The 12957-nt window shown below is 43.7% G+C and carries 22 protein-coding genes; all 22 read left to right on the top strand.

What is annotated here, in order from left to right:
- Positions 1–3 precede the first annotated feature (3 nt).
- The 22 genes from N1I80_RS12340 (at position 4) to N1I80_RS12235 (ending at position 12886) form a co-directional block, all read left to right on the top strand.
- Complete coding sequence (locus tag N1I80_RS12340; RefSeq protein ID WP_340738166.1) at positions 4–198, top strand: hypothetical protein; 195 nt, start codon at positions 4–6, stop codon at positions 196–198.
- 4 nt (positions 199–202) lie between these two features.
- Positions 203–403: a hypothetical protein gene (locus N1I80_RS12335; protein WP_340738165.1), complete on the top strand. Its 201-nt coding sequence runs from the start codon at positions 203–205 to the stop codon at positions 401–403.
- Positions 400–783, top strand: a complete 384-nt coding sequence (locus tag N1I80_RS12330; protein ID WP_340738164.1) for a hypothetical protein — start codon at positions 400–402, stop codon at positions 781–783. Before N1I80_RS12335 ends, N1I80_RS12330 begins: the two co-directional genes overlap by 4 nt.
- Before the next feature lie 65 nt (positions 784–848).
- Positions 849–1022, top strand: a complete 174-nt coding sequence (locus N1I80_RS12325; protein ID WP_340738163.1) for a DUF3954 domain-containing protein — start codon at positions 849–851, stop codon at positions 1020–1022.
- Between the two features lie 103 nt (positions 1023–1125).
- Positions 1126–1281: a hypothetical protein gene (locus tag N1I80_RS12320; protein WP_340738162.1), complete on the top strand. Its 156-nt coding sequence runs from the start codon at positions 1126–1128 to the stop codon at positions 1279–1281.
- Entirely contained in the window at positions 1278–1466 is a 189-nt protein-coding gene (locus N1I80_RS12315; protein WP_340738161.1) for a hypothetical protein, read from the top strand. Before N1I80_RS12320 ends, N1I80_RS12315 begins: the two co-directional genes overlap by 4 nt.
- 13 nt (positions 1467–1479) lie before the next feature.
- A complete protein-coding gene (locus N1I80_RS12310; protein WP_340738160.1) occupies positions 1480–1872 on the top strand; it encodes a LuxR C-terminal-related transcriptional regulator in 393 nt (130 codons plus the stop codon).
- Positions 1873–2264: 392 nt separating this feature from the next.
- A complete protein-coding gene (locus tag N1I80_RS12305; RefSeq protein ID WP_340738159.1) occupies positions 2265–2891 on the top strand; it encodes a hypothetical protein in 627 nt (208 codons plus the stop codon).
- A 78-nt stretch (positions 2892–2969) separates the two neighbouring features.
- Positions 2970–3824 carry a hypothetical protein gene (locus tag N1I80_RS12300; protein ID WP_340738158.1) on the top strand — a complete coding sequence of 285 codons (855 nt, stop codon included), beginning with the start codon at positions 2970–2972 and terminating at the stop codon, positions 3822–3824.
- Positions 3817–5106: a PBSX family phage terminase large subunit gene (locus tag N1I80_RS12295; protein WP_340738157.1), complete on the top strand. Its 1290-nt coding sequence runs from the start codon at positions 3817–3819 to the stop codon at positions 5104–5106. Before N1I80_RS12300 ends, N1I80_RS12295 begins: the two co-directional genes overlap by 8 nt.
- A gap of 50 nt (positions 5107–5156) precedes the next feature.
- On the top strand, positions 5157–6605 hold the full coding sequence (locus tag N1I80_RS12290; RefSeq protein ID WP_445683653.1) for a phage portal protein: 1449 nt from the start codon (positions 5157–5159) through the stop codon (positions 6603–6605).
- 5 nt (positions 6606–6610) lie between these two features.
- Positions 6611–7849 carry a phage minor capsid protein gene (locus N1I80_RS12285; RefSeq protein ID WP_340738155.1) on the top strand — a complete coding sequence of 413 codons (1239 nt, stop codon included), beginning with the start codon at positions 6611–6613 and terminating at the stop codon, positions 7847–7849.
- A gap of 84 nt (positions 7850–7933) precedes the next feature.
- A complete protein-coding gene (locus N1I80_RS12280; protein ID WP_340738154.1) occupies positions 7934–8203 on the top strand; it encodes a hypothetical protein in 270 nt (89 codons plus the stop codon).
- 322 nt (positions 8204–8525) lie between these two features.
- Positions 8526–9200, top strand: coding sequence for a hypothetical protein (locus N1I80_RS12275; RefSeq protein WP_340738153.1), 675 nt, complete (start codon positions 8526–8528; stop codon positions 9198–9200).
- A gap of 25 nt (positions 9201–9225) precedes the next feature.
- On the top strand, positions 9226–10116 hold the full coding sequence (locus tag N1I80_RS12270) for a capsid protein (RefSeq protein WP_340738152.1): 891 nt from the start codon (positions 9226–9228) through the stop codon (positions 10114–10116).
- A 56-nt stretch (positions 10117–10172) separates the two neighbouring features.
- The gene (locus tag N1I80_RS12265) at positions 10173–10490 is read left to right on the top strand and encodes a hypothetical protein (RefSeq protein WP_340738151.1); all 318 of its coding nucleotides are present in this window, start codon (positions 10173–10175) and stop codon (positions 10488–10490) included.
- A gap of 12 nt (positions 10491–10502) precedes the next feature.
- Positions 10503–10952 (top strand): putative Ig domain-containing protein, encoded by a 450-nt coding sequence (locus N1I80_RS12260; protein ID WP_340738150.1) that lies wholly within the window; start codon positions 10503–10505, stop codon positions 10950–10952.
- Positions 10953–10966: 14 nt separating this feature from the next.
- Positions 10967–11365: a hypothetical protein gene (locus N1I80_RS12255; protein WP_340738149.1), complete on the top strand. Its 399-nt coding sequence runs from the start codon at positions 10967–10969 to the stop codon at positions 11363–11365.
- The gene (locus tag N1I80_RS12250) at positions 11362–11700 is read left to right on the top strand and encodes a putative minor capsid protein (protein WP_340738148.1); all 339 of its coding nucleotides are present in this window, start codon (positions 11362–11364) and stop codon (positions 11698–11700) included. The genes N1I80_RS12255 and N1I80_RS12250 overlap by 4 nt, the downstream gene beginning before the upstream one ends.
- Positions 11700–12029: a minor capsid protein gene (locus N1I80_RS12245; RefSeq protein WP_340738147.1), complete on the top strand. Its 330-nt coding sequence runs from the start codon at positions 11700–11702 to the stop codon at positions 12027–12029. Before N1I80_RS12250 ends, N1I80_RS12245 begins: the two co-directional genes overlap by 1 nt.
- Positions 12029–12430, top strand: coding sequence for a minor capsid protein (locus N1I80_RS12240; RefSeq protein WP_340738146.1), 402 nt, complete (start codon positions 12029–12031; stop codon positions 12428–12430). The genes N1I80_RS12245 and N1I80_RS12240 overlap by 1 nt, the downstream gene beginning before the upstream one ends.
- Positions 12431–12886, top strand: a complete 456-nt coding sequence (locus tag N1I80_RS12235; RefSeq protein ID WP_340738145.1) for a phage tail tube protein — start codon at positions 12431–12433, stop codon at positions 12884–12886.
- The last annotated feature ends 71 nt before the right edge of the window (positions 12887–12957 follow it).

Genomic DNA, 12957 nt, shown 5'->3' with positions numbered 1-12957 from the left:
AGTATGAATAAAGTTAACATCGAGGATGCGACGGTTAACATCCTAATCGAATTGGATGGACAAGTGCATTTGGTGGCGATGGAACAGGACAAGTTCGACGCGGTGTCTTTTCTGGCTAAAGCATCTGCGAGCACGTTGGTTAAGACGGGGAGGAGTCAGGCGGAATTGTTGGAGTTTCTGAATTATAAAAAGGGGTGAAGTGATGAAAAGCGGATGGATACTGAATTTCGAAAATGGCAAACGTTACATCTGTTCGGAAGAAGTTTATGCGGACGTTATTGACACGATTGATGTTGACGATTTGGAGTCAACGGAGCATTGGTTTGATATTGAAAAAGCGAAAGAGAAAAATCCTCACTTGCGGGTGTATGGGCAAACAAAAAGAAAAGGGGAATCATCATGAAAGAAAATCAGTGGATGTACAACAGCAATGAAGAAGTTTGGCTGAATTGCAATTACTTCGATACGGAAGAAGAAGCGATTCGGGCAGGAAAAGAGTATTTCAACGGTACACATTATCGTAAGTTTTTTGTTGGGCAAGTTAAGAATTTGAGTATTGGGGTGGGTGTAGACGCTGGACGAGTTCTAGAAGACATCGCAGAAAATGTTTATGGCGAAGTGGGAGAGGTTGCGGGCGAATATTTGCGTGATGTCCACAAAGAGCATTTGAGTGAGCTGGAAGAGTTACTAAATGACGTGCTTCATTACTGGATGGATAATTATGACTACAAGCCGAAGTATTTTAGGGTGGATAATGTTGAATGCGTTTCATTGGGTGAGTAAATAAATAAAGACCGGATTCCTCCAGTCCTTGGCTGAGGTAAGTATAACACATAGGAGGGGTCCTGGTGAGAGCAAAAGATACAGAAGTGATAGACTTAAAGAAGGATGCAACGTTTATCGTTAAAGACGGGAAATTGACCGAGGTACCAAGTCCTCCAACGGGCTACGGGAAGCAAATCATCAACTGGCAAGGGGGCAAACCTTGCAACGGATCGCTAGAAGAATCATTTAAATTTTAATACGCTTATCAGAAAAACTGAGGGCAGCATTTGATTACGGCAATTAAGCCGAGTCATTTGTTGTCCTCTTTTTTTATTTCAAAAATTAAAGGAGGAAAAAACAATGGTTATTGCATTTCAAATTATTTTGATGGTTATCATGCTTGTTTCGGTTTTTGGAGTTATCGGAGAGAAAAACGATGAAAAGTTACGTGGCTTATTAGCTGGTGCATTTGTTGCGAGTCTTGTTGCCTATATTGTGAGTGTGATGTGGCTATGAAAACGCTACGGGAGCAATTGATTGAAAAGGGGTTCTCGCAGGCTCGTACATCCGAGATAGACCAAAAGAATACTAGGACAAGCACTAAGCCGAAAGAACGGCTGTCAGATAGGGAATGGGCGGAACTGATGGGTGTTAATCGAGGAACGCATCGAAGAGTTAAAGGGCGAGTTAAACAACGATAGGGGGAGCGGGCTTATGACAGAGAAGCAGATTGAGCAGTTGCTTAAGGATTATCATTGGATGATTAATAGTGTGAAGATTATGCGCGAAGGGCTTAACGACATCGGTGGGGGCATGACGGCGCAATATGGATTAGAGGCAGCTATGCCGAAAGCATCTGGCGGGCATAGTGATCCGATTTATCAGGAGTTTAATCGTCGGGAAAAGCGTTGGAAAAAGATTGGTGATTATGAACGGAAAATACAGATGGTGCAAGAGAAGATTCACCTGATTACTATTGACAGGGAAATTGAGGTGTTGCATTGGTTGCTTGAAGGAAAGAGCATGCGCTGGATAGGGGATCACATGGGTTTATCGGACAGGCATATCGGAAGAATTAAGGACACGGTCATACGCAGGATGTTGTAAATGTCGCATATGTCGGATAGGTCGGAGAAATGACGAAGGTACGTCCGATTCTGTACACTTAAAGGCAGGTTCGGGGAGTTGGGTGGTCTTTGGGTGCGAGTGATGCATCTGGGCGTAAATCCTTTGAGTACGTGTAATAAGGACGTGTAGGCACTGGTCGTTAATCTACAGTTAAGGATTAACATAACATGTGATTGGTGCGCGCGTTCTCGATGAGAAGAAAAGCATCTGGTGAGCCGTGGAACGCTTGCTTGGTGCTTTTTTATGCTTTGAAAACTATGCATCATACGGTCATAAAAGCTGATGGCAGGACTTGTGATGGTGTGTAGTTTTGAGAATATAAAGGATTTTCTCCATCTTTGACGAAATATGTCTTATTGGAGGTGGTAGTAATGACTGTGGTTTTATTGATTTGCGTTGTGCCTCACGTTGGTGTCCCTTTTGTAATGGTTTCTGCTGATTCTAGGTCTACAGATGATGCAGGCATAACATTAGAGGATGACGCCAAAAAGATATTTGATGCAGGAAACGCCTTAATGTCTACTAGTGGCAATGGTGACGATGAATACCGCGAAGACTTAGCAAGAGTTTTGAGGGAGTTGCCAATAAGAACGATAGAGGAAAAAATGAATGCTTTGCGAGCGATGTTCTTCGAAGACAAAATGAACCATGATTGGCTTCAGTTGAATGCTGGTTTAGTTCAATTTGATGAGGTGGGAAATCCGCAAATGGGTATTTGTGGTATTGGATCAGAGGTAGATTTCCCTGTGGTTGGGCCATATACTTACGATAAAAATCACCCGGATTTCGACTTTAAGTATATGGGAGAAACGGTAACAGACGAAGTCGCAAGACTCATAGATAAACTTGGAAAACAGCTTCAAGTTTACTTCGATTCTGGAGAAATTAACGAAACTTCGGTTGAAAATACCGCGGAGTGGTTTATAAGGAAAGTCGCAGAAGTGTATCCTGCAACAGTGAATGGCGAAGTTCAAACTAAGACTTTGAGTTTTAAATAAATAGCAAGTGAGTGGAGTGAGGGTATAATCCCTCGCTTTTTTTATTGTTTACTAAAGGAGGACGAGTGGTGATGTGATGTGCCTAATTGGGAAGAGATTCAGAGGGAATGGGAAACAACGAAAATAACGCTTGCTGCATTGGCGGATAAGCATGATGTAAAAGTCGGTACTTTGAAGAGTCGTAAGAGCAGAGATGCTAAAGATGGTAATTCGTGGTCAAGGGGTGCACCTGGAAAGGATGCAACCACGCAACCCAAAAAAGATGCATCCGACAAGAAGGTTGCAACCGAAGCTGAATCGATTAGTAAGGGTGATAAAAAGAAATCAACATCTAATGGCAAAGCAAAGAAGCGAAGCAACCGCAGTGGCAACCCTAACCCGAAGAACCAATTCACGAAACGGAACAATGCAGCAGTAACGCACGGCTTATTCGCCAACTTCATCCAACCCGAGCAACAAGAGATTATCGACCAAATGCAAACGTTGACCATAGCAGACCAAATATGGATGCAAATCGAGATTAAGTTCTCCGCTATTATCCGTATGCAAAAGATTATGTGGGTTGAAGATGAGTTTGACCACCTAGACAAAAAGTCTGGCTATACAAGCGGAATGGAGTCGGGTGGAGAAACGTACGCCGTTGTCTATGCTCACGAACGATATGAGTCTTATATCAAGGCTCAAGCAAGGGCGATGGCGGAGTATCGAAACCTCGTAAAGTCATACATTGAACTGACTGATGAGTTTGACGAGCGTCGAATGAAACTGGAAGGTATGCAAGTCAATATTGAGAAGACGAAAGCTGATACCGAATTTGCTCAACAACGTGCAGATAAGCTGAAAGGTACTAAGAAAGATACAGGCTTACTAGATGCGCTTGTTTCAGGTCGCGAGCAATACATGCAGATGAAAGAGCGTGTGAAAGATGAGTAAACTCAATATACAATTCTCACCAAAACAGCTTGAAGCAATCTATCGTCCTTATAGTCACACATTCGATGTACTAGAGGGAACACCTCGTTCAGGTAAAACAACAGCAGGCCACTTTCGGTATGCTGATTATTTGTCGTGGTCGAGAGATACGAACCATCTAATTGTCGCTTACAACCAAGAGCAAGCCTATCGTCTATTCATCGATGGTGATGGCACTGGTCTTATGCATATCTTCGGAAATCTGGCGGAGATAAAGCATGATGAGCACGGTTCCCATCTTGAAGTGCATACGCCAAACGGAGTTAAAAAGGTGTACTACAAAGGTGGAGGTAAATCAAACAGCGTCGGCGCTATCACAGGGATGTCCCTAGGTAGTGTCGTTTTTTGTGAGATAAACCTTTTGCACATGTCGATGATTCAAGAGTGTTTCCGTCGTACGTTTGCGGCGTTGGACCGTTACCATTTAGCGGATTTAAACCCACCAGCGCCTTTCCATCCAGTCATTAAAGAAGTATTCGAGGTTCAGAATACGAACTGGCTGCATTGGACGATTCAGGATAATCCAATTATTACTGATGAACGGAAAGCGGAAATCTATGAAATCCTTAAAAAGAACCCATATCTATTACGTCGTGACTGGTTCGGGGAACGCGTAATGCCACAGGGTGTCGTTTATTCGATGTTCGACATGAATGTGAATAGCTTGCCTTCCGTCGTTGGAAAGCGTTACGAAATGTTCTTTGTCGCTGATGGAGGACAGTCGGATGCTACTTCGTGCAGCTGTAATATCGTAGTTCAGTTCGAAGGTAAGTTCCGTTTATTGCGAGTAGCGAACTATTATCACAGCGGAGCGGATACAGGGCAAGTCAAAGCGATGTCTGTGTACGCAAAAGAAATAAAGGAGTTCATGAAGTGGTGTGCAGATAAGTTCGAAATGACGTACACCTACGTATTTGTTGACCCGGCATGTAAGTCATTGCGTGAAGAGATGCACCTGAAAAACATAGCGACGACGAGGGCAGACAATAACGCTAAAGACGGGCGGCAAAAAGGTGGAGGAGTAGAAACGGGAATCGAGCGATTCCAAAACTCCATCACCAACGAGCAGTTCTATGTAGTTGAAGTTGACGACAAGTATGATCACTATCATTTCTATAAAGAAATCGGTATGTACGTCCGTTTAGATAACGGGGAACCCATCGACGATTATAACCACGCACTCGATGAAGCGCGGTATGCAAACAATTACTTTTATAACAGGTACGTGACGAGGGGCGGGTGAAATAAATGTTCAAATCGCTAATGTCGAAAATCGGGAGGTGGTTTCAGCGTATGGGCATCACAAAAACAATCAATAGCGTAAGCGATTTTCGAGAAGTTCCTAACAACGATAAATTCTATACGCTGATCGAGCAATGGAAAGCACTTTACCAGGGCTATTATTCTGAGTGGCACGATGTGAATTACCAAACTGTAAACGGACGCAAGAAACGACGTATGTCATCGCTAAACATGCCGAAAGTGTTGTCACAAGAGATGGCAACATTGATATTTAACGAACGATGCGAGATTAATATTGACGACGATGATTTGGCCGAGAATATTAAGAACGTATTATCCGAGAACAAGTTCAGTAAACATTTTCAGGACTATCTCGAATTCCAATTTGCATTGGGCGGCATGGTCATCAAGCCGTATTTTGGAGACGATGAAATCAAACTATCATTCGTCACGCCGGATTGCTTCATCCCTGTATCTTGGGACAACAAAGGGATATTTGAAGCGATCTTTACTAACCAGACACGCAAAGGCAAGAAGGTGTATACGCATCTTGAATGGCATTTGCGAGAAGGTGACGAGTATGTCGTTAAGAATGAATTGTACGTGAGTGAAAACGGCGAGGAATTAGGTAAAAAAATTCCGTTGAGTACGCTATATCCAAAAATGGATGAAGAAGCACGAATGAAAAATATCAAGCGTTCTTTATTCGTTTACTTCATGCCGAATACAGCTAATCATATCGACATGCACAGCCCTCTAGGTGTCCCGATTTATTCTCACGCACTCGATACCCTGAAATCTATTGACGTCGCATACGATTCGTTCGAAAGGGAGTTCCGATTAGGTAAGCGGCGCATTATCATTCCCGCTACTGCCGTCCGGTCAGTAATTGATGAACATGGTGTTCTGCAAAGATACTTTGACGCTGATGATGAGGTTTATCAAGCAATGGCGACGGGCGATATGGATGATAGCAAGATACAGGACAATACGGTTGAGTTAAGAGTAGATGAACACGTAGCGGCAATTAATGCGCTGCTAAACTTCTTATCCATGCAGACTGGATTCAGTAGCGGATCATTTGCCTTTGATGGCAAGAGCATGAAGACGGCAACAGAAGTGGTCAGCGAGAACTCGAAGACGTTTCGAACCAAGCAGTCCCATGAAACGATTGTCGAAGAGGGCTTGGTTGAACTTGTAGAAGTTATTGTCCAGTTAGCGGAGCTGTACGACGTGTTTAGCCGTCCAAGTGGCAAGTATGAGGTAACAGTTGCCTTCGATGACTCTATCGCCGAGGATGCGGCAGGCGAGATTAACAAGCAGGCCCAAATGGTAGCAAGTGAGCTCAATTCAAAAAAACGAGCCATCATGAAGATTCATAAGATTTCCGAAGAGGAAGCGGAAAAGATATTGCAGGAAATATTTGCAGAAGCTAGGCGCGGTTCGCCGATGCGGGAAGAGATTGAACAGGAAGTTAGTTTGTTTGGGGAACGAGAGTGATATGAATGTCACGACGAATTGACCCATACCAACTTAACTTGTATACGTCCCAAGTCACCGACATTTACATTGCTTTGGAAGATGAAATCTTTCGGATGATTTCCAAGCGATTAAAGACGCCCCCGGAACTAGGCAAGGATTACGTACTTCAATGGCAAGTCGAAAAGATGCAACAGTTAAGAATGTTGAATGCCGACACGATTAAAGAACTGTCAAAGGCTACGGGTTTATCGGCTAGTGCTATTCGTCAAGCGGTCAATGATGTAGGTTTTGCGACTATCGAAGGACTAGACGATGAGTTAAAGAACGTCAAGCAGAAGTTGCTGGCGCCTACTCAAATTGACGTGATCCTTGAAAGTTTCGTAAAGCAGTCGTTTCGGGAGATTGATAACTTTGTTAATCAGACACTTATCACGACCAATTACGGCGAGGGTAGCGTCACGAACATGTATCGCAAAATCGTTGAGGAGTCCACGGGTAAGGTTCTGGCCGGGACTAAGACGATTAATCAAGCAGTGGCGGAGACCATCGTTAAGTGGGGTAACAAGGGTATTGCCACATCGTTTGTTGATAAGGGCGGCAACGTATGGGACATGGAAAGGTATGTTGAAACGGTCGTTCGTTCAACGGTCAACAATACTTATAATAATTTGAGACTATCAAGAATGGATGAATATGGTGTTGATTTAGTGCTGGTGAGTAGTTATGCGGATGCTAGGGAGATTTGCTCCAAGATTCAAGGGCAAGTTGCTTCTATGAGTAATCCAACGAGTAACGAAAAGTATCCATCAATTTATGATTACGGATATGGAACGCCAGGAGGCATTCGTGGCATTAACTGTCGCCATATTCTTTTCCCCTTCATTGAGGGAGTGAACACCAATAACCAACCACAATACGATCCAGAAGAAGCGGCAGCACGTGGGAAGTTAGTCCAAAAGCAACGTGGACTCGAAAGGGATATCCGTAAAGCGAAGCGTGAATATAACATTGCGAACGAGTTGAAAGACAAGGACGCGATAGCAAAGGCTCGTAATAAGATTCTTACCCGTCAAGGTAAGCTTCGGGAGTTCATTGGTGAAACAGGATTGCCAAGACGACGGGATAAAGAGCAGTTGATCATTAACAACGTTCATGTTAGTGGTAAACCGACGACAGAAAAGAAACCTGCTACGCCTAAAAAGCAATCATCTGGCAATGTTAATGATAGATTCGTCAAGGTTAGTGATGATTGGGAGTATTGATTCTGAATCGTTGAGTTTTGTTGATGAAAACAATCCCTTTAGAAGGTATGATAAGGAAAAGGTGTTCTAGGAGGTGTCAGAAAAATGGATAATCCATTCAAGGAAGATTATCCTGCGGAAGTCTCTGAAGTCATGAAGAAACTCTTGGACTCGTTAGTTGCTGATATTAGGTTTGATATTGAATTTGGTACTATCGGCGATGTACTAAACGGTATTGATTACAACAGAATGATGAAATTCAAAGATTTAAAGACTTTTCACGAGCAGTGCGGCGGTAAAGGGTTAGATGAATTTCAGGTGTCAGAAATTATTGGGGCTGCAATAGCTTTAGCTTACTCTGATGCATTCTTATAAGCTTTGTAACTGAGGTCATCCAAATAGGGTGGCTTTTTTCTATGTAATGAAAGGGGTGAGAAAGTGAATCATCAAGAAGCGATTGAAGTAATAAAAGCTAATTACCCACCTGAGAATTACACGAGGCTGAGAGAGGCGCTTGATTTGGCTATCAAATTCCTTTCCGAAGAATCCGAAAGGAAGTGATCCATATCTAGGTTCGTGCATCCTTTATTGCACCTGACTTTGGCAACAGTCATAAAACAGGCTTATTTATTTTGCCTTTTATCTGTTCGGCGGTAAAGAAACAGAAGGACTATATCCATAATTGGAGGGCATGAAAATGACTAAACGAATTAAATTAGTGAATCAGCCACTTAATGCTGAGGGGTTACTAAGTTTAAATCTACAAGAGTTTTCCGAACCACCGACACCACCAATTGAAACACCACCGGCAGGCGGAGAACCACCAGTGCCACCAGTGCCACCAGTACCACCTGCTGAAACGCCACCAGTTACGCCGGATAAGACGTTTACACAAACGGATGTTAACAATCTGGTCGCTAAGGAAAGTAAGACTGCGCAAGAAAAGCTGTTGAAAAAGCTCGGCATCGAGGACTTTGACAGTGCTAAGGACGGTCTTGAAAAGTTTCGTGAGTGGCAAGAGTCACAGAAATCAGAAGCCGAGAAGCAAGCTGAAGCATTGAAAGCACTAGAAACCGAAAAGGAATCCATGCTCACTGAAAATCAGACGCTTAAAGCTCAACTATCAGCCGTTAAAGCAGGCGTGTTAGCTGATAGCGTGCCAGACGTGGTGACGCTTGCCAAGACGATGGTGACTGAGGAAATGGATATGGATGCGGCGATTGCAGCTGTTGTTGAGAAATATCCTCATTTTGCGCAAGTGGTAGAGCAAGTTGATCCAGACGCGCCACCGAAACCGCAATTCTCGAATGGGCAACATCAAACGCAACCACAGTCCGAAACGGATAAGTGGTTAGCGGCATTTAAACAATAAAAAACAGAAATAGGAGTGATATTCAATGGCAGTAGTCAATTATGCACAACAATATTTAGCGGCCCTTCAACAAAAATTCGCGGCGGCGTTATCTTTCGCGGAACTATACAACACGCCGAACAATGCAAATATCAAATGGATTAACGCAAAAACAATCCAAATCCCTCGTATTACAGTAGGCGGATTCGTCGATGTAGACCGAGATGTAGTAGGTTCGTTCACACGTCGAGCTGATAACGACTGGGAGACGAAGACGATTGAGCATGACCGTGAATTCCGTACATTGGTTGATCCGCAAGATATCGATGAAACGAACCTTGCACTTTCGATCGCAAACATCACCCGCGTGTTCAATGACGAGCAGAAGATTCCAGAAATGGACAAGTACGCTGCATCTAAACTGTATTCAGAGTTCACTACATTTGGCGGTACTGCGAACACTGAAGTTCTTACAGCAGCAAACGTATTGGAAGTATTCGATACATTCATGGAGAAGATGGATGACGCGGAAGTTCCGCAAAATGGACGTATCTTATATGTAACGCCTGCTGTAAATAAAGTGTTGAAAACAGCGCAGGGTCTTCAACGTCAATTAGATGCAGCTGGTAATAGCGGAAACGTGAAACGCAGCATCTATTCACTTGACGACGTAACAATTCGAATGGTGCCATCACCACGAATGAAAACGGCATATGACTTTACAGACGGCGCTGTTGTGGATTTAGCGGCAAAACAAATCAACATGATTCTTGTTCATCCGCTATCGGTTCTTACTCCACAACAATACGAGTTTGTGAGTTTGGATAACCCGTCTGCTGCTACTGGTGGAAAATATTTGTATTTCGAAAGAAAGTATTGGGACATCTTCGCGATCGAGAAGAAGGTGCCGGGCATTCTGTTCAACGTCGAAGCCTAAGAGGAGGGTTTTCCCTTCTCTATTCTTTTTTATAATAATAATTTGGAGGTCATCAAATGAAAACAGTGAAAATCAAAAAGAAGAACCGTATTTTGCACGTTGAAACAAGTCGTTTGGCAAGCTTTTTAAACCAAGGCTACGACCAGATTGACGAAGATGGAAAAGTAATCAAACTAGCAACTGGTGGACGTACAGTGTCCTTGCCAGAGCACAACAAAGTCATTGAAGAACTTGAAGCATTGACCGCTGAACTTGAAACCTTGCGAGCGGATGGGTCGGGTGCCGAGTTAGAAAAAGCAAACGAAGATATCAAAGCCTTGAAAGCTAAAGTGAAAAAACTTGAAGATGCGGCCAAGTCAGATACAACAAAATAAGGCGGTGAAAGTATGACCTTTAGAATCTACAAAGGTGGCTCAATGGTAGTGGAAGGGGTTAGCCCTCTAGCTATTACCGGTTTGTTGCCGGATACAACGGTAGCGAATGGAGAGTATCAGGTGGCTAGGGTAGAAAGCGGCAAAGAGTCGGCTAAGGTTGATATCCCTGCATTTACCACGCTACCAATCAAGGTGACGGGAGTAACCTTGTCACCTAAAACATCGAGCGCAGAAGTAGGGACAGTGGGAAGTCGTCAATTAACAGCGGCTATTGAACCCATTAACGCTACAAACGCAGCGGTAACTTATTCAATCGCGCCGACTACGGCAGGGCTATCAGTGAGTACCACAGGCTTAATCGAATGGGATGACACGGTTGCCGATGGGGTATACACTACGACCGTAACCACTGATGATGGCGGTAATACAGATACACATGTATTGACGTTAACGACTCCATAAAGGAGAGATGAAGCATGGCTTATTTAACGTATGCAGAATACAGCGACTTCGGATTCACTGAAGTCGAGGAAGAAGTATTCGACAAGTTAATCAAAAAGGCGGGCGACGTGATTGATTCCGTTACTCGCCATTTTTATCAGTTTAATAACATCGATAATGATGTGGAGTTTAGACGTAAGCAATTTAAAAAGGCTGTAGGTGCTCAAATTGAGTACTTTCATCAAGTTGGTTCGACAACCTATGAAAGCATTAACAACACGCCACAGACGTTTCAAGCAGGCAGGACAAGCGTGTCAAACGCAAGTCGATTCAACCCCGGCGGTAAAAATGAAAGTAAGTCGTTGGCGGCGGAGGATGCTCTAATGTATCTTTCTGATACAGGATTACTTTTTCGTGGAGTTGATGTCAGATGATGCCGAAACCACCAAAGAAATTCTGTGTCGATAGCTTTGAGTACAAAGAATATGTCGGTGAAAACAAATGGTCCGAACCGGAGTATGCTGCACCTGTTTTGATTGAACATTGTCGCATCGACAGGACTGCGCAGTACACGTCAACTACGTCCGGGAAGACATTGCTATACAACTCAGTAGTGTTTTGTTACGAGGGTATCACAACGCCGTTACCCATATTTAAAAACGAGTCTGTTTTGGTGTATGACGGACAAGAACACATTGTTACAAAGGTCATCCCGATTTACGAAGCCTACAGCACCACTATTTACTCTTATGAGTTGGAGGTGGTCTGATGTCGGTAAGGGTGACAATCAATCTGACTGGCGCCAGAAGAAAGTTAAGCCGAGAAGCGGTGAACCGTGGTAAATATGCATTAGCGAATCAAGCGATGGCAGATATGAACCAATTTGTTCCTATGCTTAGCACTGCGTTGAGGGGGTCGGTATCTGTCAATTCAGATGCAACGTCCATCAATTATGACACTCCATACGCTGCTAAGATGTTTTACATGTACATGCATAACTACACGACACCAGGCACCGGACCACGTTGGGATTTGAAGGCGAAAAGTGTATTCATGTCCGATTGGATCAATGCATTCACGAAAGGAGCTGATTGGTAATGGATTTTATGGAAATGTTATGTGACAGAATAAACGCCATGACACCACGGCTTCCTGTTGAATGCAAGCTCGGCTATCTAGGAGTGGCTGAATCACTTGCGCTTTATCCGTTACCCGGTGGAAAAGTAGTCCATGAGTTTATGGATGGCACCAGTGACCAACAACTCAATTACGAAATCGCTATGCAATCAAAGTCACAGGCGAAAGTCAATGATGTGCTATGGATGATTCAGAATGAGTTGGAGGCGCTGAAAGAGCTAGACAGCCAAGACGACAGTTTCAAGTTTGATGAATTAATCATAACGAACAAGCCTTTCATCAATCAAATTGATGAGCAAGGTTGGTTCGTATTTTTATTAGATATACAAGCAAATATCACAGTTTTTAAGGAGGAAAAATAGATGGGTAGAAAAAAGAACGCACTACGAGGACATTTTATTCAAGCGTACGTACCAGGTACGGAGGAGCCAACAGAAGTATGGTTGGAGCTAGCTAGATACATTTCATCGATTAGCGATGACACGCAGGAAGAGACGGAAGATCAAGCCTTCTATGATGGTGATGGGACACCAGAAACCTCTGTAACATCTGTAGCAGGAGCATATGGCATCGAGGGTCAATATGATCCGACTGATCCGGCGCAAGAATTAATCGCGAACATGAAATACAAGGTAGGCGATGGCCGCAAGGTGCACCACAAAGTTGTATCGTCCGACGGTACGAAGCAATGGGTCGGACGTGCAACTGTGACGTCTATCGTAGCGGGTGCAGGAGATGCATCTGCATACGAGGAATTCAGCTGCAACATTCGATTTGATGCCATCCCAACTGAAACAGAGCTAACGCCGGGGGGGTAACGTCCCCATCGGTTACTAATGTGGAGCCAACAGTAGATGGGGCTATTATAACACTAGATTAAGGGGTGCCT

It is taken from the genome of Sporosarcina sp. FSL K6-3457 (assembly GCF_038007285.1).
Classification (GTDB): domain Bacteria; phylum Bacillota; class Bacilli; order Bacillales_A; family Planococcaceae; genus Sporosarcina.
The sequence above is the reverse complement of the archived record's forward strand: the minus strand, read 5'-3'. Positions and strand labels throughout refer to the sequence as shown.

Bases quoted from the DNA above. Each gene is read 5' to 3' on its own strand.
- N1I80_RS12255 (WP_340738149.1), top strand. From the start codon at position 10,967: ATGGCTTATTTAACGTATGCAGAATACAGCGACTTCGGATTCACTGAA.
- N1I80_RS12340 (WP_340738166.1), top strand. From the start codon at position 4: ATGAATAAAGTTAACATCGAGGATGCGACGGTTAACATCCTAATCGAA.
- N1I80_RS12315 (WP_340738161.1), top strand. From the start codon at position 1,278: ATGAAAACGCTACGGGAGCAATTGATTGAAAAGGGGTTCTCGCAGGCT.
- N1I80_RS12285 (WP_340738155.1), top strand. From the start codon at position 6,611: ATGTCACGACGAATTGACCCATACCAACTTAACTTGTATACGTCCCAA.
- N1I80_RS12235 (WP_340738145.1), top strand. From the start codon at position 12,431: ATGGGTAGAAAAAAGAACGCACTACGAGGACATTTTATTCAAGCGTAC.
- N1I80_RS12280 (WP_340738154.1), top strand. From the start codon at position 7,934: ATGGATAATCCATTCAAGGAAGATTATCCTGCGGAAGTCTCTGAAGTC.
- N1I80_RS12275 (WP_340738153.1), top strand. From the start codon at position 8,526: ATGACTAAACGAATTAAATTAGTGAATCAGCCACTTAATGCTGAGGGG.
- N1I80_RS12335 (WP_340738165.1), top strand. From the start codon at position 203: ATGAAAAGCGGATGGATACTGAATTTCGAAAATGGCAAACGTTACATC.
- N1I80_RS12320 (WP_340738162.1), top strand. From the start codon at position 1,126: ATGGTTATTGCATTTCAAATTATTTTGATGGTTATCATGCTTGTTTCG.
- N1I80_RS12240 (WP_340738146.1), top strand. From the start codon at position 12,029: ATGGATTTTATGGAAATGTTATGTGACAGAATAAACGCCATGACACCA.
- N1I80_RS12305 (WP_340738159.1), top strand. From the start codon at position 2,265: ATGACTGTGGTTTTATTGATTTGCGTTGTGCCTCACGTTGGTGTCCCT.
- N1I80_RS12310 (WP_340738160.1), top strand. From the start codon at position 1,480: ATGACAGAGAAGCAGATTGAGCAGTTGCTTAAGGATTATCATTGGATG.
- N1I80_RS12250 (WP_340738148.1), top strand. From the start codon at position 11,362: ATGATGCCGAAACCACCAAAGAAATTCTGTGTCGATAGCTTTGAGTAC.
- N1I80_RS12330 (WP_340738164.1), top strand. From the start codon at position 400: ATGAAAGAAAATCAGTGGATGTACAACAGCAATGAAGAAGTTTGGCTG.
- N1I80_RS12265 (WP_340738151.1), top strand. From the start codon at position 10,173: ATGAAAACAGTGAAAATCAAAAAGAAGAACCGTATTTTGCACGTTGAA.
- N1I80_RS12245 (WP_340738147.1), top strand. From the start codon at position 11,700: ATGTCGGTAAGGGTGACAATCAATCTGACTGGCGCCAGAAGAAAGTTA.
- N1I80_RS12260 (WP_340738150.1), top strand. From the start codon at position 10,503: ATGACCTTTAGAATCTACAAAGGTGGCTCAATGGTAGTGGAAGGGGTT.
- N1I80_RS12270 (WP_340738152.1), top strand. From the start codon at position 9,226: ATGGCAGTAGTCAATTATGCACAACAATATTTAGCGGCCCTTCAACAA.
- N1I80_RS12295 (WP_340738157.1), top strand. From the start codon at position 3,817: ATGAGTAAACTCAATATACAATTCTCACCAAAACAGCTTGAAGCAATC.
- N1I80_RS12290 (WP_445683653.1), top strand. From the start codon at position 5,157: ATGGGCATCACAAAAACAATCAATAGCGTAAGCGATTTTCGAGAAGTT.